22 protein-coding genes, 1 other RNA gene and 2 pseudogenes are annotated in these 16648 nt (G+C 62.3%); 15 read left to right on the top strand and 10 right to left on the bottom strand.

The genetic code is table 11. The features are described 5' to 3' along the window. Nucleotides 1-237: 237 nt before the first annotated feature. A complete protein-coding gene (locus tag NKJ89_RS22015) occupies nt 238-672 on the top strand; it encodes a hypothetical protein (RefSeq protein WP_352605567.1) in 435 nt (144 codons plus the stop codon). A gap of 71 nt (nt 673-743) precedes the next feature. On the opposite strand, the pseudogene NKJ89_RS22010 reads toward NKJ89_RS22015, so the two are convergent. Next, nucleotides 744-1097: pseudogene (locus NKJ89_RS22010) on the bottom strand (DUF1304 domain-containing protein). A gap of 139 nt (nt 1098-1236) precedes the next feature. Here NKJ89_RS22010 and NKJ89_RS22005 point away from each other — a divergent pair. Beyond that, nucleotides 1237-2724 carry a carboxypeptidase M32 gene (locus NKJ89_RS22005; RefSeq protein ID WP_352605566.1) on the top strand — a complete coding sequence of 496 codons (1488 nt, stop codon included), beginning with the start codon at nt 1237-1239 and terminating at the stop codon, nt 2722-2724. Between the two features lie 35 nt (nt 2725-2759). Here NKJ89_RS22005 and NKJ89_RS22000 read toward each other — a convergent pair whose 3' ends face one another. After that, the gene (locus NKJ89_RS22000; protein ID WP_352605564.1) at nt 2760-4559 is read right to left on the bottom strand and encodes an ABC transporter transmembrane domain-containing protein; all 1800 of its coding nucleotides are present in this window, start codon (nt 4557-4559) and stop codon (nt 2760-2762) included. Between the two features lie 207 nt (nt 4560-4766). Here NKJ89_RS22000 and rpmE point away from each other — a divergent pair, with 207 nt between their 5' ends. Both rpmE and NKJ89_RS21990 read left to right on the top strand, forming a co-directional pair. Then, nucleotides 4767-4988, top strand: coding sequence for a 50S ribosomal protein L31 (gene rpmE, locus NKJ89_RS21995; protein ID WP_006327661.1), 222 nt, complete (start codon nt 4767-4769; stop codon nt 4986-4988). 101 nt (nt 4989-5089) lie between these two features. Beyond that, nucleotides 5090-5590 carry a hypothetical protein gene (locus tag NKJ89_RS21990; protein WP_352605562.1) on the top strand — a complete coding sequence of 167 codons (501 nt, stop codon included), beginning with the start codon at nt 5090-5092 and terminating at the stop codon, nt 5588-5590. A gap of 9 nt (nt 5591-5599) precedes the next feature. Here NKJ89_RS21990 and NKJ89_RS21985 read toward each other — a convergent pair whose 3' ends face one another. After that, entirely contained in the window at nt 5600-6241 is a 642-nt protein-coding gene (locus NKJ89_RS21985) for a TetR/AcrR family transcriptional regulator (RefSeq protein ID WP_352605560.1), read from the bottom strand. A gap of 128 nt (nt 6242-6369) precedes the next feature. On the opposite strand from NKJ89_RS21985, the pseudogene NKJ89_RS21980 reads away from it, so the two are divergent. Both NKJ89_RS21980 and NKJ89_RS21975 read left to right on the top strand, forming a co-directional pair. Then, a pseudogene (locus NKJ89_RS21980) lies at nt 6370-6851 on the top strand (anthrone oxygenase family protein). A 79-nt stretch (nt 6852-6930) separates the two neighbouring features. Next, nucleotides 6931-7080, top strand: a complete 150-nt coding sequence (locus NKJ89_RS21975; RefSeq protein ID WP_352605610.1) for a glycine zipper domain-containing protein — start codon at nt 6931-6933, stop codon at nt 7078-7080. Between the two features lie 18 nt (nt 7081-7098). Here the strand turns inward: NKJ89_RS21975 and NKJ89_RS21970 are convergent, their stop codons facing one another. From NKJ89_RS21970 to NKJ89_RS21960, 3 genes are all read right to left on the bottom strand, one after another. Then, a complete protein-coding gene (locus tag NKJ89_RS21970; RefSeq protein ID WP_352605558.1) occupies nt 7099-7395 on the bottom strand; it encodes an Rdx family protein in 297 nt (98 codons plus the stop codon). After that, the gene (locus NKJ89_RS21965) at nt 7392-8141 is read right to left on the bottom strand and encodes a YebC/PmpR family DNA-binding transcriptional regulator (RefSeq protein WP_023758620.1); all 750 of its coding nucleotides are present in this window, start codon (nt 8139-8141) and stop codon (nt 7392-7394) included. The genes NKJ89_RS21970 and NKJ89_RS21965 overlap by 4 nt, the downstream gene beginning before the upstream one ends. A gap of 211 nt (nt 8142-8352) precedes the next feature. Continuing rightward, nucleotides 8353-8676: an ArsR/SmtB family transcription factor gene (locus NKJ89_RS21960; RefSeq protein WP_023758619.1), complete on the bottom strand. Its 324-nt coding sequence runs from the start codon at nt 8674-8676 to the stop codon at nt 8353-8355. Between the two features lie 52 nt (nt 8677-8728). Here NKJ89_RS21960 and NKJ89_RS21955 point away from each other — a divergent pair, with 52 nt between their 5' ends. From NKJ89_RS21955 to NKJ89_RS21945, 3 genes are read left to right on the top strand one after another with little or no spacing between them, the layout of a single operon-like run. Beyond that, complete coding sequence (locus NKJ89_RS21955; protein ID WP_352605556.1) at nt 8729-9211, top strand: SRPBCC domain-containing protein; 483 nt, start codon at nt 8729-8731, stop codon at nt 9209-9211. Nucleotides 9212-9231: 20 nt separating this feature from the next. After that, a complete protein-coding gene (locus NKJ89_RS21950; RefSeq protein ID WP_352605554.1) occupies nt 9232-9594 on the top strand; it encodes a VOC family protein in 363 nt (120 codons plus the stop codon). A 26-nt stretch (nt 9595-9620) separates the two neighbouring features. Then, complete coding sequence (locus NKJ89_RS21945) at nt 9621-10088, top strand: SRPBCC family protein (RefSeq protein WP_352605552.1); 468 nt, start codon at nt 9621-9623, stop codon at nt 10086-10088. Between the two features lie 83 nt (nt 10089-10171). Here the strand turns inward: NKJ89_RS21945 and NKJ89_RS21940 are convergent, their stop codons facing one another. From NKJ89_RS21940 to ssrS, 4 genes are all read right to left on the bottom strand, one after another. Beyond that, a complete protein-coding gene (locus NKJ89_RS21940) occupies nt 10172-10939 on the bottom strand; it encodes a TerC family protein (RefSeq protein ID WP_352605550.1) in 768 nt (255 codons plus the stop codon). Nucleotides 10940-11013: 74 nt separating this feature from the next. Further along, nucleotides 11014-11838 carry a TIGR00282 family metallophosphoesterase gene (locus NKJ89_RS21935; RefSeq protein ID WP_352605548.1) on the bottom strand — a complete coding sequence of 275 codons (825 nt, stop codon included), beginning with the start codon at nt 11836-11838 and terminating at the stop codon, nt 11014-11016. Nucleotides 11839-11908: 70 nt separating this feature from the next. Next, the gene (locus tag NKJ89_RS21930) at nt 11909-12496 is read right to left on the bottom strand and encodes a 5-formyltetrahydrofolate cyclo-ligase (protein ID WP_023758613.1); all 588 of its coding nucleotides are present in this window, start codon (nt 12494-12496) and stop codon (nt 11909-11911) included. Between the two features lie 91 nt (nt 12497-12587). Then, a non-coding RNA gene (ssrS, locus tag NKJ89_RS21925) (6S RNA) lies at nt 12588-12743 on the bottom strand. 160 nt (nt 12744-12903) lie between these two features. On the opposite strand from ssrS, the gene NKJ89_RS21920 reads away from it, so the two are divergent. From NKJ89_RS21920 to msrB, 6 genes are all read left to right on the top strand, one after another. Beyond that, nucleotides 12904-13743: an AAA family ATPase gene (locus tag NKJ89_RS21920; RefSeq protein ID WP_352605546.1), complete on the top strand. Its 840-nt coding sequence runs from the start codon at nt 12904-12906 to the stop codon at nt 13741-13743. Between the two features lie 76 nt (nt 13744-13819). Then, a complete protein-coding gene (locus NKJ89_RS21915) occupies nt 13820-14266 on the top strand; it encodes a GNAT family N-acetyltransferase (protein WP_352605544.1) in 447 nt (148 codons plus the stop codon). Nucleotides 14267-14330: 64 nt separating this feature from the next. Continuing rightward, nucleotides 14331-14519, top strand: coding sequence for a type II toxin-antitoxin system HicA family toxin (locus tag NKJ89_RS21910; RefSeq protein WP_352605542.1), 189 nt, complete (start codon nt 14331-14333; stop codon nt 14517-14519). A gap of 11 nt (nt 14520-14530) precedes the next feature. Then, entirely contained in the window at nt 14531-14935 is a 405-nt protein-coding gene (locus NKJ89_RS21905) for a type II toxin-antitoxin system HicB family antitoxin (protein ID WP_352605540.1), read from the top strand. 6 nt (nt 14936-14941) lie between these two features. After that, a complete protein-coding gene (locus NKJ89_RS21900) occupies nt 14942-16132 on the top strand; it encodes a vWA domain-containing protein (RefSeq protein ID WP_352605538.1) in 1191 nt (396 codons plus the stop codon). A 105-nt stretch (nt 16133-16237) separates the two neighbouring features. Beyond that, nucleotides 16238-16642 (top strand): peptide-methionine (R)-S-oxide reductase MsrB, encoded by a 405-nt coding sequence (gene msrB / locus NKJ89_RS21895; RefSeq protein ID WP_013529102.1) that lies wholly within the window; start codon nt 16238-16240, stop codon nt 16640-16642. The last annotated feature ends 6 nt before the right edge of the window (nt 16643-16648 follow it).

Genomic DNA, 16648 nt, shown 5'->3' with positions numbered 1-16648 from the left:
GAGCTCACGCGAATTTGTTCGTCGGCTCAACTCTAGGGCGTGGACTGACGCCGGCAAGACCTGAAAAGATTATCTTTTTTTAATTACACATTGTCGCAGGGCGGCCCTAGCTTCCCGCCCGGGCTGAGAACCGCCGGCGATGAGTCTCCCGCATCGCGACACGACGGAACCGGACGGCCCAAAGGCCAGAAGGCAGGCGGAACAACCGCCGCCTTCCTCTACAAGAGGAGACGCGTGATGCGCTCTTTCACTCCCAGGACACCGCTAAGAACTGCAACACTCGCGGCGTTTCTCATCGCCGTTCCGCTTGCCGGCGCCTATGCCGCCGGCCATCACAAGGGTGCTCTCGACGCAACCGACCCGACCGATTTCACGGGGCCCCGGATCGACAGTGTCATCCAACAGGTCCAGGGCGTTCGCCAAGGCATAGTCGACGCCAAGCGGGCCAACAACATCACCCCGGCCGTGGCGCAGCGGCTGGAAATGCGCACCTCGCACATTACCCAGGCAGCTGAGAAAATCGCGGCGTCGGATCATGGCAGGATACCGGCCGCGCAATACCATGACCTGCTACGCCGCCTCGACAATGTCGACCAACGGCTGAGCCTCAATACCGGCAGTGGCTTCCTAATGGGCGACGGCGCGGACGGCGGCAACTACCCGAACGGCTGAAGCCGTAGCCCCTGACGGTCCAAGAGGAAGGGCCGCCCGACGCCTCGGGACTCAATTCCGCGGGCGTCCTTTTACCAGCCCAGCCAGACCGCGATCAGGGAGGCAATCGCCGGCACGGTCTGGATGAACAGGATTTTGCGGCCGACCGTCGCTGCACCCTAGAGGCCAGCAATGGCGACGCACAACAGGAAGAAAACCTTGACCTGGAAACCGGCAGCACCGAGGTAAAGCCCCCAGATGAGGCCGGCGGCGAGGAAACCGTTGTAGAGCCCCTGGTTGGCGGCGAGTACTTTCGAGGCACCGGCGAATTCGGGTGTCAAACCGAAAGCCTGGTGCCCGCGCGGCGTGTCCCAAAGCACCATCTCGAGATAGACGATGTAGGCATGGATCAAGGCCACCAGCCCAACCAGGATGTCGCCGATCATGCTGTTCCCCTCAACTGTGGCTGCAGCATTTCACGCATGACCGCATCAGCGCAAGATGCATCCCCGGCACAGTGCCTGAGGGTTGCCAAGGCTTTTGCGTTGGTGTCTTTTCGCGCCGTCCTCAATCACGGAAGCCGCCATGTCCTTTCAGAAACTCGATGATCTCGGCCATAAGCTCGAAGCGCTCGAGCATGCGCTGGCCATCCTCGGCGCCGACGAAGCCACTCACATGGCCGTCGGCGGCGGCGAGAAGCGTGCCGAGGCGATGTCGGCACTGGCCGGCATGTATCACACCAGGGCAACGGCGCCGGAGATAGCGGACTGGATCGCTGTCGCAGAAGGCGAGGCGCTTGGTGAAGAGCAACGGGCCGCCGTCGCGGAACTGCGGCGGCAGTACACCAACCTGACCTGCCTGCCGGTCGAATTCGTCGAACGCCAGACGACGGCTCGCATGCGCTGTGAGCAGCTGTGGCGCGACCTGCGCGCCAAGAACGACTGGGCGGCCTTCCAGCCGGCGCTGGAGGGCGTGGTGGCGCTGGTGCGCGAGGAGGCGGCGCTGCGTGCCGACGTGCTCGGCCTTGCCCCCTATGACGCGCTGATGGAACAGTACGATCCCGGCAACCGCACCGCCGATATCACACCGGTGTTCGCCGACCTGAAGGCTTTCCTCAAGAGCTTTGTGCCGGAGGCGCTGGCGATCCAGGACGCGCGGCTGCGCAAGCGCCCGTTGAAGCCGCTTTCGGGCACCTATGCGATCGACCGGCAGCGCGAGCTCGGCCTTGCCATGATGGCGGCGGTCGGCTTCGACCTGACACACGGGTCGCTGTCGGTGTCGCACCATCCTTTCTGCGGCGGCGTACCGAGCGATGTCCGCATAACCACCCGCTACAAGACCTCCGATTTCCTGTCGGCGCTGATGGGTGTGCTGCACGAGACCGGCCATGCGCTCTACGAACAGAACCTGCCGAAGGCATGGTCGCACTGGCCGCTCGGCAAGGCGCGCGGCATGGCCGTGCATGAAAGCCAGAGCCTGTTTGTCGAAAAGCAGCTCGGCCGCAACCCGGCCTTCTGGCGCTGGGCGCTGCCGGTGGTCGAAAAGCATCTCGGCGAAGCCTGGTCGCTCGACGATATCCTGCCGCATGTGCATCGCGTCGAGCGCGGCCTGATCCGTGTCGATGCCGACGAGGTGACCTATCCCTTGCATGTCATCCTGCGCTACGAACTGGAACAGGAGCTCGTCTCGGGCCGACTGGAGGTGGCCGACCTGCCCGAAGCCTGGGACGCCAAGATGCGCGACTATCTCGGCCTTTCCACCATTGACAACCCCGCCGACGGGCCGATGCAGGACGTGCATTGGCCGGGTGCGGCCTTCGGCTACTTCCCCTCCTACACGTTGGGCGCGATGATGGCTGCGCAGCAATGGGCGGCGCTGACGCGGGAACATCCTTCAGCCGACGAGGATCTTGCCAAGGGCAATTTCGAGGCGATCAACGACTGGCGCCGCAAAAAAATCTGGTCGCAGGGATCACGCTGGTCGACGCCGGATCTGCTCGAACGCGCCACCGGCGAAAAGCTCAACGCCACCTATTTCGTGAACCATCTGAAGCAGCGCTATGGAACCGCGTAGGGCGGCCCGCACTTCAGGAGTGCAGATAGCTTCAACTACTCCGCAGCACCCTTGAACGCGCTGGCGCCGGTTTCGAATTGCAGCTTGGCCAGCCGCGCATAGATGCCGCCCTTGGCGACCAGGCTCTGATGCGTGCCTTCCTCGACGATCGAGCCGCCATCCAGGACCAGGATCCTGTCGGCCTTCAGCACCGTTGCCAGCCGGTGGGCGATGACGATCGTGGTGCGGCCCTGCATCAGGCGTTCCAGCGCGATCTGCACCAGCGTCTCGCTTTCGGCGTCGAGCGCTGAGGTGGCCTCGTCGAGCAGCAGGATCGGCGCGTCGCGCAGGATGGCACGGGCGATCGCCACCCGCTGGCGCTGGCCGCCGGACAGCGTCACGCCGCGCTCGCCGACCTGGCTGTCATAGCCTTTTTCCAGCCTGAGGATGAATTCGTCGGCCAGCGCATCCTTCGCCGCCATCTCGATCTCGGCCTTGCTGGCGCCCGGCCGGCCGAAGCCGATATTGTCGCGCGCGGTGGCCGCGAAGATGGTGACGTCCTGCGGCACGATGGCTATGCGCTGGCGGACCGAAACCGGATCGGCCTCGCGCACGTCGACGCCATCAATCAGGATCTTGCCTGTTTCGGGATCGTAGAAGCGTAGGATCAGCGAAAACACCGTGCTCTTGCCAGCCCCTGACGGCCCGACAATCGCTACCGTTTCACCGGGCATGACCTGAAAGCTCAAACCGTGCACGGCGGCGCGGTCGGGCCGTGCCGGGTAGGAGAAGGAGACATTGTCGAAGACTATCTCGCCTTTTGCGACCGCAGGCAGTGGCTTCGGATCTGCCGGAGCATGGATCGCCGGTTTCTCGCCCAGGATCTCGGTCAGCCGTTCGGCAGCGCCCGCCGCTTGGGCAAGCTCGCCCCATACCTCCGACAGCGCACCCAGCGCGCCGGCGGCGAACACCGAATAGAGCAGGAACTGGCCGAGCGTGCCCGGCGATATCGAGCCTTCGAGCACGTCGCGCGAGCCGAACCACAGCACCGCCACGACGGACGAGAAGATAGTGAAAATGGCAAAGAAAGTGAGGAAGGAGCGCGCGAAGATCGAGGCGCGCGCCGCCTCGAAAGCGGCTTCCACCGCGGCCGAGAAATGGCCGGTGACCAGCCTCTCGTTGGTGAAGGCCTGCAGCGTGCGCACCGCGCCGATCTGTTCGCTGGCATAGGCTGTCGCATCGGCCAGCGTATCCTGCGCCTGCCGTGACTTGCGCCGCACCGAGCGGCCGAAAGCGACCAGCGGCAGCACGATGACGGGAATAGCGGCAATCACCAGGCCGGACAGTTTCGGGCTGGTGATCACCATCATCCCCACAGCACCGAGCCCAAGGATGACGTTGCGCAGCGCGACCGAGGCCGTCGCACCAACCGCGGATTTGACCTGCGTCGTGTCGGCGGCGAGCCGCGACACGATCTCGCCCGACTGGGCGGTGTCAAAGAAGGAAGGCGACAGCGTCGTCACATGAGCAAAGACATCGCGGCGGATGTCGGCGACGACACGTTCGCCAAGCGTGATGACGAAGTAGTAGCGGCCGGCCGATGCCGCCGCCAGCAGCGCGGCCATCGCCACCAGCGCGGCGAAATATTCGGCGATGAAGATGGTGTTGGCCGACGAGAACCCATGATCGATCATGCGCCGTACCGCCAGCGGCAGCGCCAGTGTCGTCGTCGCGGCGATGACCAGCGAGATGAGGGCGCCGATGACCAGCGTGCGATAGTGCGCGATATACGGAAACAGGCGCCCGAGCGGCTTGAGCGAGCGCCGGCGCTCGTCTGCGCTGCTGATGTGCGCCATCCCAGTGTTTCCTCTAGCCGCCCTTTGAGGCATGCGCTTCAATATGCGCTTGCCGCGGCCTTGTGATTCAATTCCGGCTGATGTATAGGCTCGCCGACCGTTTTAGAAGCCGTGGCTCCTCAATAGCTGCGGCTTCGAGTTTTAAAAAGGGGCGCATCGACGCAGGCTTATGCCCGTCAGCAGCGCCGGCAAGCCAGGAACCGAACCATGAAGACCGACATTCATCCCGATTACCACACCATCAAGGTCGTCATGACCGACGGCACCGAATACATGACCCGTTCGACCTGGGGCAAGGAAGGCGATACGATGAACCTCGATATCGACCCGACCACCCACCCGGCCTGGACCGGCGGCCAGCAGACCCTGCTCGACCGCGGCGGCCGCCTGTCGAAGTTCAAGAAGCGTTTCGAAGGTTTCGGCCTCTAAGGGCGACAATCTTTTCTCGGATCGGAAAACCCGCCCTTGTGGCGGGTTTTTTGTTGACCTCAAATGACCGTAGCGGAACGCAATTGGTGACCGAGGGCAATATGTCTATTCTCGACGATGAACGATGGTCCGGCCTTCGAGGTGGATACAAGGTTATCTACGATGCACGACCGGCCTTGCGAGCTTTGGCCTTTCGCTATGATGACAGGTCGGTTTGGGACGACCTCTGGAATGAATTGCATCATCAGGGAGATGTCGGAGACGCGTCTTACGCGGCGGTCGTTGAAATCGTTCGCATCTCCGAAGGCCACGCTCCGGCTTACTGGGGGGCCTATGGTCTGGCCGCAACCATCGAAGAAGCGCGCCTGCTTGACGACCGGAATCCGCCGGTTCCTCGTTGGATCGAACCGCACTACAAGGCAGCGTGGCGAACACTTGTGCATTTGGCATTGCGGGATCTGGCAACTGCCACCGACGATGAGACGGTGAATTGCGCATTGGCTGTCGTCGCGCTTTATCGGGGCCGGTTCAACCTCGGCCGCATGGCAATGTGCGCAGAGGATGAGCGCGCGGAAATGCTGAGGGACTATTTCGGCCGCTAGCGCGAGGCTCTACTCTGCCAGCAACTCCCTGAGCGCCATGCGCTTGTAGGCGGCAACCAGCCTGTCGCCCTCATCTCGGCCGACCGAGATCGCCAGCCGCATGGCGGCTTCACCCATCTGCCAGACCAGCAACGCCGTCGTTTCCAGCGCCACCGGATCGGCCGCCGGTCGCAGCCGTTTCAGCACCGTGGTCAGAAACTCCGCATTGGCCCGGCTGTCGGCGAGCTCGAGCTGGCGCAGCGCCTTGTCGGCCTGCGTGCCCGACCAGATGTCGCGCATCACCGGCTCCGCCAGGAACAGCCGGTAGTAGATATCGACGAGTTCCGAAAACGCTTGGCTCAGCCCTTTGGCGTCACTGACTCCGGCTAGTGCGGCCGAGATGCAGGCCTGGCTCTCGGCGGTATAGCGCTCGGCCAGTGCCCAGATGATCGCCCGCTTGTCGGGAAAGAACTGGTAGAGCGAGCCGATCGATACCCCTGCCCGCTCCGCCACCTCACCCATGCGCATGGCGTCGCTGCCTTGCTCGGCTATCAGCGCCGAGGCGGCGGCCAGCATCCGCTCGACCCGTTCGCGGCTGCGCTGCTGGCTTGGCGCCCGGCGCGGCGAAGCGATCTGCTCCTGAGGGGAATCCGGCGAGGCCGCATCTTCCATGACTAACTCTCATACCGCCAAAATCGCTTGACTCGTAAAATACGAGGGTTTATCACGTTTTGCAAATGTGAGGAGTACTCATATTTTTAAGCAGAAGAAAACCGCAACCGGCATCTGGAGCAACTGACATGATCGCGAAAGTTCTGCCCATCCTCATCCTTATCGCCGCAATCGGCTCAGGAATCGTCGGCGGCGTCTTCTTCGCCTTTTTCCAGCTTCGTCATGCCGGGCCTCGCCCGCATGCCGGCCGCTGGCGGCATCGCGGCGATGAATTCGATCAATGTGACCGCTGTGACCCCCGCTGTTCATGACCGCCCTGTTCGGCACGGCGCTTTTCTGCGTCCTTGTCGCCATCGGCGCGGTAATGGACTGGAGCCAGTCGGGTTCGCTCTGGCTGATTGCCGGCAGTCTGGTCTATCTCATCGGCACCGTGGTGGTCACGATGGTCTTCAACGTCCCGCTCAACGATGCGCTCGCCACCGTCGATCCGGCAAGCGCCAGCGGCGCAAGTCTGTGGTCGCGCTACCTCAATGAATGGGTGATGTGGAACCATGTCCGCACCGTCAGCGGCATAGCCGCGCTGGCATCCTTCTGGTTCGCCGCGCGTTGACCGCAATGGGCGGAGCCATCGATGGCCGACAGTGAGGCTCCGCGCCTGAAAAGTTCAGCACGTTTTTTGGAGACGGATCTTGAAGGATCAGTACTCAAACATGGCCTTCGGCACGGCCATCGGAGTTGGTGTCGGCTCGGTGATCGGCGCCGCTCTGGATGATCTGCCAATCGGCATCGCTATGGGCATCGCCATAGGCGCGGCTTTCGGAGCGTTGCGACGTAAGTGACGGTACTGCCGGCGCTCTTCAGGCCTTTGTTTTTCGATCCGAATGGCCGAGATCGCGATCCGGATCGATGACGTCGCGCACAAGCTGCTTGAGTTTGGCCGCGTCAGGAAAGCCGCCATCGCGCTTGCGGTCCCAAACCAGAGTGTCGTTGCAGGAAATGGTGAAGATGCCGCCGGTGCCAGGCACCAGCGTCACCTCGCCGAGATCGGTGCCGAAGGTCGACAGTAGCTCCTGCGCCATCCAGCCGGCACGCAGCAGCCATTGGCACTGCGTGCAATAGGTGATGCGGATAGTGGGAGGCGCTTTTTCGCTCATGCCGCGCTGAGCTTGGCCATCGTCTCGTCGTCGACCTCGAAGTTGGCGTAGACGCTTTGCACGTCATCGTCGTCCTCGAGAGTGGCGACCAGCTTCATCAGCGACTGGGCCCGCTCCTCGTCGACCGGAACATTGTTTTGCGGCCGCCAGATCGGCTTCACCGATTCGGCCTCGCCGAGCGCACCTTCCAGAGCCTTCGATACCTCGCCAAGATTTTCGAAGGCGCAGTAGATGGTGTGGCCTTCCTCATCGGACTCGACATCGTCGGCGCCGGCTTCGATCGCCGCATCCATGATCTTGTCGGCGCTGCCGGCCGATGCCGGATAGTAGATCTCGCCGGCGCGGTCCCACATGAACGACACCGAGCCGGTTTCACCCATCGCCCCGCCGGCCTTGGTGAAGGCGGCGCGCACGTTCGAGGCCGAACGGTTGCGGTTGTCGGTCAGGGCCTCGACGATGACGGCGACGCCACCTGGACCATAGCCCTCATAACGCACGGCTTCGTAATTCTCGGCGTCGCCCATCGAGGCCTTGTTGACGGCGCGCTGGATGTTGTCCTTCGGCATCGACACTGCCTTGGCGTTCTGGATCGCCAGGCGCAGGCGCGGGTTCATCGATGGGTCGGGCGTACCGCTCTTGGCGGCGACGGTGATTTCGCGCGCCAGCTTGGAAAACATTTTCGACCGCACCGCATCCTGGCGGCCCTTGCGGTGCATGATGTTCTTGAACTGTGAATGGCCAGCCATGGCACCCCTGTCGTGTTCTCGGCTAGAGCATCCGAAGCAGGTGATCTCACCTCGACTTGCGCAATGCTCGAATTCAAAATTTCAGAGCGTCCCAGGTGCAACTCGTGGAAGCACGGCGTTCTCTGTCGGAATGGCCGGCTTATAGATAAATCGGCTCAATTCGTCCAGCCACACGGCGCATGGGACGCACGACATGGATCGCCGCCACCGCTCACGCCTCCAGATCCGACTTCAGCCGGTCGATGATGCTGAGCGCATGGCCGGCATACTGGCTGATCCAGCGGTCATGGATCTGCTTGATCGGCAGCGCGTTGAGATGGTTCCAGCGCTCGCGTCCGTCGCGCCGCGCGACGATGAGGTCGGCCTCCTCCAGCACCTTGAGGTGTAGCATCACGGTGCAGCGATCGATATCGGGAAACGCATCGCACAGCATGCCGGTGGTCCTTGGCGCATCCTTCAGCTGATCCAGGATTTCGCGCCGGCGCGGATGCGCCAGCGCCTTGAAAACATTGTCGTCTTGCGATCGGCTTGACATGTTATATTTCTATAACATATCCTTCGGCCAATCAAGGGAAGGAGTTGTGGATATGTCACTTGGATTCAGTGTTTCAGGACGCATCGGCAGGCCGGTCGCCGATGTCTTCGACGCGGTCGTCAATCCAACGAAACTCAGCGGCTATTTCACCACGATCGGCGGTGCCAGCGCGCCGCTGGAAGCGGGTGCCAGCGTCGTCTGGTGGGGCAAGGTGCCGGTCGAGGTCGACGAGGTGGTCAAGGACAGCCGCATCGTGCTGCGCTGGGATGCCACCGATCCCGACGGCAAGCCGGCCTACAAGACCCGCGTCGAGATGAATTTCGAGCCGCTCGACGATGGCGGCACCTTCGTCACCATCGCCGAGAGCGGCTGGCGGGAAGGCGCGGTCGGCCTGAAGAAATCCTACCTCAACTGCGAGGGCTGGTCGCAGATGCTGGCCTGCATGAAGGCCTATGTCGAATACGGCATCAATTTGCGCGACGGCTACTACCGCAGCGAGATGAAGGGCGAACCCGCCAACGAGACCAACATTTGAACGTGACGACGGAGCCCGCAATGACCGCGAAGATCACCGGCGGCATCAACATCGCCATGAAGGTGCCGCCGCACCAATATGAGGCGACGGTCGCCTTCTACCGCGACGTCGTCGGCCTGAAGCCGTTCACCGATAAGGCGCCGGCAATCGGCTTCGAGCTCGGTCCCAACCGCTTGTGGATCGATGAAGCGCCGATGTTGAGCCAGGCCGAGGTGTGGCTGGAGCTGTTCACCGATGATTTTCCCGCCGCTGCGGATCATTTCGCCAGGGCCGGAATTGTGCGTTGCGATGCTATCGAGCCTCTGGGCGAGGGCTTCCGCGGCGGCTGGATCAGCAATCCAGCCAGCATCGTTCACATGCTGCGCGAACCAGACGCCTGGTGAGCGCCAAGCCCGGAAAGGACAATCCCATGGAAATCCGCGAGACACCGACCGCCGAAGCCGGCATGCTGATCCGGCGGCCTGTCGCCCACGTGTTCGAGGCCATCGTCGATCCGGCCATCACCACGAAATTCTGGTTCACCCACGGCAGCGGCCGTCTCGACAGCGGAAAGCAGGTTCGTTGGGAGTGGCGCATGTACGGCGTCTCGACGACAGTCGATGTCAGCGAGATCGTCGCGAACGACAAGATCGTCATGCAGTGGAGCGATCCGCCGACCACGGTGGTCTGGACCTTCACCGAAATGCCCGGCGATGCGACCTTTGTGGAGGTTCGCAATTTCGGTTTCGCCGGCAACGGCGACGAGCAGGTGAAGGAGGCCATCGGTTCAACCGGCGGCTTCACCCTCGTGCTGGCCGGCGCCAAGGCGTGGCTGGAGCACGGCCTGACGCTCGGCCTGATCGGCGACCGTCACCCGAAGGGTGTGCCGACGAACTGAACCGGCTCAAGATCGCCGTTTTTCCTGTTCAATCACATAGTGACGGAGCACGCGATTGATCTCGGTTTGGTATCCGCCGCCCATCAGTGCCCACCACCCGCCTTCGCCTTCTTGCGCCGTCGCGCCAACATGTTGAGCCCCTCGACAAGCGCCGAAAAGCCCATCGCCGCGTAAATGTAGCCCTTCGGCACATGATAACCCATGCCGTCGGCGATCAGCGTCATGCCGATCATCAAAAGGAAGCCCAGCGCCAGCATGACGATGCTCGGGTTCCTGGCGATGAAGTCCGCCAGCGGTCCGGCCGCCAGCATCATCACACTGACCGCGACGATCACCGCGATGTACATGATGGCGATCTCGTCGGTCATGCCGACGGCGGTGATGATCGAATCGATGGAGAAGACGAGGTCGAGCAGCAGGATCTGGAAGATCGCACCGGCAAGGCTGATCTGCAGCGTCTCGCCCAGCATCGTGTCCTTGTGGTCGTCGGGATCGACCGTGTGATGGATTTCCTTGGTCGCCTTCCAGACCAGGAACAGGCCACCGGCGATGAGGATCAGGTCGCGCCAGGAAAAGCCGTGGCCGAGGGCCGTGAAGACCGGCGTCGTCAACTGAACGATGATCGAAATGGTGGCCAGCAGCACCAGCCGCATGACCAGCGCCGCCGAGATGCCGAGGCGGCGTGCGCGGGCCCTTTGGGCTACCGGCAACTTGTTGGTCAGGATCGAGATGAAGATCAGATTGTCGATGCCGAGGACGATCTCGAGCACCACCAGCGTCAGCAGCGCGACCCAGGCCGTTGGATCCGATACGAATTGAAAATGCGGCGCCAGGAATTCGATGAGCTGCATGGAGGTCGTCCCCTCTACTAACGATCTAGAGCAGTGTCGCCGGCAGTTAGGTACTATGCGCGGCTATATCAATGTCACGACCAGAAGGATGGCGCGGTTTCCTCCAGCCGCGGGCCGCGGCGAAACGGCGCGATTTTCTCCGTCAGCCCGGTGCGGTCGGAAATGTCGACCCCGACGCCGCACAACGTCGCTGGTCCGGTGGCGGCCTCGAACCGCCCTTTCGGCACTTTCGACAGGAACCGGTTGAGCGGTTCCTCCTTGTCCATGCCGAGCGAGGAATCATAGTCGCCGCACATGCCGGCGTCGGACATGTAGCCGGTGCCGCCATTGAGGATCTGGTGATCGCCGGTCGGCTGATGCGTGTGGGTGCCGATGACGAGGCTGGCGCGGCCATCGACGAAATGCGCGAAACACATCTTTTCCGAGGTCGCCTCGGCGTGGAAGTCGATGACCGCCGCATCCGCCTGCTCGCCGAGCGGACAGGCGGCAAGCTCGCGTTCGCCGGCCTGGAACGGGTCGTCGAGTTCGGGATGCATGAACACCCGGCCCATGATGTTGGCGACCAGCACGCGCGCGCCGCTCCTGGCGATGTAGATGCCGGAGCCGCGTCCGGGCGTGCCCTTGGGAAAGTTGGAGGGGCGCAGGAAGCGCTCTTCGCGCGGCGCGAAGGCCAGCGCGTCACGCTGGTCCCAGACATGGTTGCCCGTGGTGACGACATCGGCGCCGGCTGCGATCGTCTCGCGAAAGATGTCTTCGGTGATGCCGAAGCCGCCGGCGGCATTCTCGCCGTTGACGATTACGAAATCGAGTTTGAAGTCGGAGATCAGCCCGGGCAGTTGTTCCCACACCGCGGTGCGTCCCGTTTTTCCAACCATGTCACCGAGGAAGAGAAGTCTCATATGATCCCGCACCGAAGGTCAGCGAAGCAAAAGCTGCATGACGCCAGTGAAAGATCATGCGTCCATTTATCTACAATTTTGGCACGAAGCGGCGCAACCCGCTCTCGGTGAGTATTTCCGCGATGATGACGTCATGGTCCTCATCCGGCACCTGCGCCACCTCCTGGCAATCGAAGGCGATGCCGATCAGTCGCGGCGGCTGTCCCTTGTCGATCAGCCTGGCGATGGCGCGGTCGTAATAGCCGGCGCCGTAGCCGATGCGATGGCCGCGCGCATCGAAGGCGGCGAGCGGCACCAGCATCACCGAGGGATCGAGCACCTCGGCCTCCTCATGCGGACCGACCGTGCCGAAACCCATCTCGACCATCGGCGCGCCGCGCACCAGCTCGCGAAAGACGATCGTGGTCTTGTCGAGAATGGCCGGCAGACAGAGCCGTGCGCCCTTCTCGCGCAACGCAAACATCAGCGGCCTGACGTCGACCTCCGAGCGCATCGGCCAGAAGCCGGAAACGATCTGGCCCGCTTCGATGTGGAGGTGATCGCGCGCCGTCTCGGCCATTTCCAGCGCGATCTCCACCCGCCAGAATTCATCGAGCGCGTCGCGGCGCCCGAGTGCCTCGCGGCGAAGCTGCTTTTTCAGGTCTCTAGACAATGTCATGCGCCAACGCTGGAGAAGGCCAGATTTGAATGGAGAAGAGCGGCGTTTCCACCGTATCATTCACCGAATGCGTGGAGACGCCTTGGAGAAGCGACGGTCCACACAACCGGTGGAGAGAGCGATCCCGGGAACCTACAAAGTAGGTGGGCGCCGTGTGAGAAAACCCACGGGTCTTCCCAGGGACAGCTCCCTAAGGATCGTTAAGGCCCCGGGGAAAATGTTCTCCTGCCGGGAAGCACAGACCGTCACCCGCAATATAGGCGGCTCATCGGGCAAGCGCCAGAGAGACAGCGTGGCCGGCGACTTTATTCTCTGCAAATCCGTTGCTCCTGTTCAGCTCCATGCCGCCATGCCTTGCACTGGCAAGTCCGTCTCCCTACGGTTGTCGTGGCAACCAAGGAGCTAGAATGCGTTTCGAAGGCACGGCGGCCTATGTCGCCGACAAGGATCTGATGGTGGCCGTCAACGCGGCGATCGCGCTGGAGCGGCCCTTGCTGGTCAAGGGCGAGCCTGGCACCGGCAAGACGGAGTTGGCGCGCCAGGTGGCGGCGGCACTCGGCCTCGACCTGATCGAATGGCACGTCAAGTCGACCACCAGAGCGCAGCAGGGCCTTTACGAGTACGACGCCGTCTCGCGGCTGCGCGATAGCCAGCTCGGCGATATCAGGTTCAACGACATCAAGAATTACATCAAACGCGGCAAACTTTGGGAGGCGTTCGCGGCCGGCAAAAAGGTCGTGCTTTTGATCGACGAGATCGACAAGGCCGACATCGAATTCCCCAACGACCTGCTGCAGGAACTCGATCGGATGGAGTTCTTCGTCTACGAGACCGGCGAAACGATCCGTGCCGCGGTCAGGCCGATCGTCATCATCACCTCCAACAATGAGAAGGAGCTACCGGACGCCTTCCTGCGTCGCTGCTTCTTTCACTATATCCGCTTTCCCGACGTCGACACGCTGCACAGAATTGTCGATGTCCACTATCCCGGCATCAAGCAGAACCTGGTGCGGGCGGCGCTGACCCAGTTCTACGAGATCCGCGAGGTGCCGGGACTGAAGAAGAAGCCGTCGACCTCCGAAGCGCTCGACTGGATAAGGCTGCTGGTCGCCGACGACATTGCGCCGGAAGATTTGCGCGCCGACCCGAAGAATGCCCTGCCCAAACTGCATGGCGCCCTCTTGAAGAACGAGCAGGACGTGCACCTATTCGAGCGGCTGGCCTTCATGGCCAGAAGGCAGCAGTAGCGCTTTCCCTTCTGTGGACCGTTGCTGCCGGCCGAACTGGAAGGCAGTTTCGGCCAGAACCTTCGGAGGAAATGCAATGTCTGAGATCATCGTCCGCCCGCTCGCGCAGTCCGACCACGCCGACTGGCGGCGGCTGTGGACCGACTACCTGACCTTCTACGAGACGAAGCTTCCCGAAGAGGTCTATGCCGTCACTTGGCAACGACTGTTCACGCCGGGTGAGTTCGAACCCAAGGGTTTCATTGCGACCCTCGACAGCAAGGTCGTCGGCCTCACCCACTATCTCTACCATCGCTCCGGCTGGTCGGAAAAAAACAATTGCTATCTGCAGGACCTGTTCGCCGACCCGGATGTGCGCGGCAAGGGCATTGGCGCGGCGCTGATCGAGGCGGTGAAACAGGAAGCTGCGAAAATCGGCGTCAAGAACGTCTACTGGATGACACACGAAACCAACACCACCGCGCGCAAGCTCTACGACCATGTGGCGCGCCGGACCGGCTTTATCGAGTACGATCTATTGTGAAGAAAGTGGGAGCTTGAAATGGCCGCCATTGCGCAATATATTGCGCAATAGGTGTGTAATGCCGTTGATCGAGACCAATACGCGCAAAATTATCATCAGGCTTTTGCGCGATGGCTGGGTAAGTGTCGGCGGCGGCAAGCACGACAATTATGAGCATCCGGAACGGCCAGAGGTGATGATCATCGTGCCTAGGCATCGTGAACAATCTCCTGGTGTCGCCCGGTCGATCGCCCGGCTGGCTGCATGGATTTGAGGACAGACCGCATGACGCATTATGTTGGAATTCTCGATGGGGCAGGGAACATCTGGGGGGTGCGCGTCCCTGATCTTCCCGGCTGCCATGGCGGCGGCGCAAGCCCCGAAGAAGCCATTGCCGATGCGACTTCCGCCGTGCGCGAATGGGTCGAAGCACGTGCGACGAAACATCTGCAGTTACCGGTCTCGCGTACGGTGGCGCAATTGCTCCTGCAAGACGAGCTCGATACTGCCGCCGGCGAATCCGCCGTGATGATCCCGGTGCTGATCGACTCGGGCCGGCCCGTCCGAGCCAATCTGTCGCTCGACGCCGGTCTTCTGGCGGCGATCGACGAAGAAGCAGGCCGGCGTGGCCTGACGCGTTCCGCATTCATTGCAAGCGCCGCACGAGAGAAGATCGAAGGCCACAGATAACCGACCATGTTCATCCCGTTCTTCCTCGAACTGAAGGCAGCCCGCGTTCCCGTTTCGCTGCGGGAATATCTGTCGCTGCTGGAGGGGCTGGAAGCCGGGCTGGTCGACTATGATGTCGAAGGTTTTTATTACCTCGCCCGCACCGCATTGGTGAAGGACGAGCGCCATATCGACCGCTTCGACCAGGTGTTTTCGCATGTCTTCAAGGGGATCGAAGCGCTGGGCGGACCGGATGCGGTCGATGTCGCGAACATTCCCGAGGACTGGTTGCGTCGCCTCGCCGAAAAGCACCTGACCGAGGAAGAGAAAAAGCTGGTCGAGGCACTCGGCGGCTTCGAAAAGCTGATGGAGACCTTGAAGCAGCGGCTGGAGGAGCAGAAAGGCCGCCACCAGGGTGGCTCGAAATGGATCGGCACCGGCGGCACCTCGCCCTTCGGCGCCTATGGCTACAACCCCGAAGGCGTGCGTATCGGTCAGCATGAAAGCCGCAACCGCCGCGCGGTGAAGGTGTGGGACAAGCGCGAGTTCAGGAATTTCGACGATGCCGTCGAGCTCGGCACCCGCAACATCAAGATCGCGCTGAAGCGTCTGCGCCGCTGGGTGCGCGAGGGTGCCGAGGAGGAGTTCGACCTGCCTGGAACAATCCACGCCACCGCCGAGCACGGCTATCTCGACGTGCGGACGCGGCCGGAACGCCGCAACGCCGTGAAGCTCCTGATGTTCTTCGATGTCGGCGGCTCGATGGACGATCACATCAAAAGCGTCGAGGAGCTGTTCTCGGCCGCCCGCGCCGAATTCCGCCAGCTCGAATATTTCTATTTCCACAACTGCCTCTACGAGGGCGTGTGGAGGGACAATCGCCGCAGGCATGCCGAGGTGATTCCGACCTTCGACCTCCTCCACAAATACGGGCCGGACTACAAGGTGATCGTCGTCGGCGACGCTTCGATGAGCCCCTACGAGATCGCGCATCCCGGCGGTTCGGTCGAACACTGGAATCCGGAGGCCGGAGCCGTCTGGCTGAGCCGCTTGCTGCAACAATGGCCGAACGCGGTGTGGCTCAATCCAGAGGCCGAAAAGAACTGGGGTTACACCCATTCGATCGCGATGATCCGCGACATTTTCGGCGGCCGCATGTTTCCGTTGACACTGGCCGGGCTCGAAGGCGCGACGAAGCAGCTTTCAAGAAAGCACTGAACCTTGCGCGCCTTCTCGGAACTGGGCAGACGCGTAACAAATGCCTATCTTGGTGCGAATACGAGGCTGCAACCAATAACGAGCCGGCAAGGCTGAGGAGATCGAATGGACACCCATACCTACCCCGTAACCCGCACCGACGCAGAATGGCGCGCCCGGCTGACGCCGGAGCAATATGCCGTCATGCGCGGCCACGGCACCGAGCGGCCAGGAAGCTGCGCCTTGCTTTACGAGAAGCGCGCCGGCACCTTTTCCTGCGTCGGCTGCGATCAGCCTTTGTTTGAATCCAAACTGAAGTTCGAGAGCGGAACCGGCTGGCCGAGCTTCAACGACCCGGTACCGGGCTCGGTCGAGAACACGGTCGACCGCAGCTACGGCATGGTCCGCACCGAATGCCACTGCGCCCGCTGCGGCAGCCATCTCGGCCATGTCTTCGAGGACGGCCCGCCGCCGACCGGCCTGCGTTATTGTATCAACGGCGTGGCGCTGAAATTCGAGCCGGCGGCTTGAGCCAAA

Source organism: Mesorhizobium sp. M0047, assembly GCF_040323315.1.
GTDB lineage: Bacteria > Pseudomonadota > Alphaproteobacteria > Rhizobiales > Rhizobiaceae > Mesorhizobium.
This window is presented reverse-complemented; position numbering and strand designations above follow the sequence as displayed.

Bases quoted from the DNA above. Each gene is read 5' to 3' on its own strand.
- NKJ89_RS21920 (WP_352605546.1), top strand. From the start codon at position 12,904: ATGCGTTTCGAAGGCACGGCGGCCTATGTCGCCGACAAGGATCTGATG.
- NKJ89_RS21945 (WP_352605552.1), top strand. From the start codon at position 9,621: ATGGAAATCCGCGAGACACCGACCGCCGAAGCCGGCATGCTGATCCGG.
- NKJ89_RS22000 (WP_352605564.1), bottom strand. From the start codon at position 4,559: ATGGCGCACATCAGCAGCGCAGACGAGCGCCGGCGCTCGCTCAAGCCG.
- NKJ89_RS21960 (WP_023758619.1), bottom strand. From the start codon at position 8,676: ATGTCAAGCCGATCGCAAGACGACAATGTTTTCAAGGCGCTGGCGCAT.
- NKJ89_RS21950 (WP_352605554.1), top strand. From the start codon at position 9,232: ATGACCGCGAAGATCACCGGCGGCATCAACATCGCCATGAAGGTGCCG.
- NKJ89_RS21905 (WP_352605540.1), top strand. From the start codon at position 14,531: ATGACGCATTATGTTGGAATTCTCGATGGGGCAGGGAACATCTGGGGG.
- NKJ89_RS21935 (WP_352605548.1), bottom strand. From the start codon at position 11,838: ATGAGACTTCTCTTCCTCGGTGACATGGTTGGAAAAACGGGACGCACC.
- msrB (WP_013529102.1), top strand. From the start codon at position 16,238: ATGGACACCCATACCTACCCCGTAACCCGCACCGACGCAGAATGGCGC.
- NKJ89_RS21930 (WP_023758613.1), bottom strand. From the start codon at position 12,496: ATGACATTGTCTAGAGACCTGAAAAAGCAGCTTCGCCGCGAGGCACTC.
- NKJ89_RS22015 (WP_352605567.1), top strand. From the start codon at position 238: ATGCGCTCTTTCACTCCCAGGACACCGCTAAGAACTGCAACACTCGCG.
- NKJ89_RS21915 (WP_352605544.1), top strand. From the start codon at position 13,820: ATGTCTGAGATCATCGTCCGCCCGCTCGCGCAGTCCGACCACGCCGAC.
- rpmE (WP_006327661.1), top strand. From the start codon at position 4,767: ATGAAGACCGACATTCATCCCGATTACCACACCATCAAGGTCGTCATG.
- NKJ89_RS21970 (WP_352605558.1), bottom strand. From the start codon at position 7,395: ATGAGCGAAAAAGCGCCTCCCACTATCCGCATCACCTATTGCACGCAG.
- NKJ89_RS21955 (WP_352605556.1), top strand. From the start codon at position 8,729: ATGTCACTTGGATTCAGTGTTTCAGGACGCATCGGCAGGCCGGTCGCC.
- NKJ89_RS21965 (WP_023758620.1), bottom strand. From the start codon at position 8,141: ATGGCTGGCCATTCACAGTTCAAGAACATCATGCACCGCAAGGGCCGC.
- NKJ89_RS21985 (WP_352605560.1), bottom strand. From the start codon at position 6,241: ATGGAAGATGCGGCCTCGCCGGATTCCCCTCAGGAGCAGATCGCTTCG.
- NKJ89_RS21940 (WP_352605550.1), bottom strand. From the start codon at position 10,939: ATGCAGCTCATCGAATTCCTGGCGCCGCATTTTCAATTCGTATCGGAT.
- NKJ89_RS22005 (WP_352605566.1), top strand. From the start codon at position 1,237: ATGTCCTTTCAGAAACTCGATGATCTCGGCCATAAGCTCGAAGCGCTC.
- NKJ89_RS21900 (WP_352605538.1), top strand. From the start codon at position 14,942: ATGTTCATCCCGTTCTTCCTCGAACTGAAGGCAGCCCGCGTTCCCGTT.
- NKJ89_RS21990 (WP_352605562.1), top strand. From the start codon at position 5,090: ATGTCTATTCTCGACGATGAACGATGGTCCGGCCTTCGAGGTGGATAC.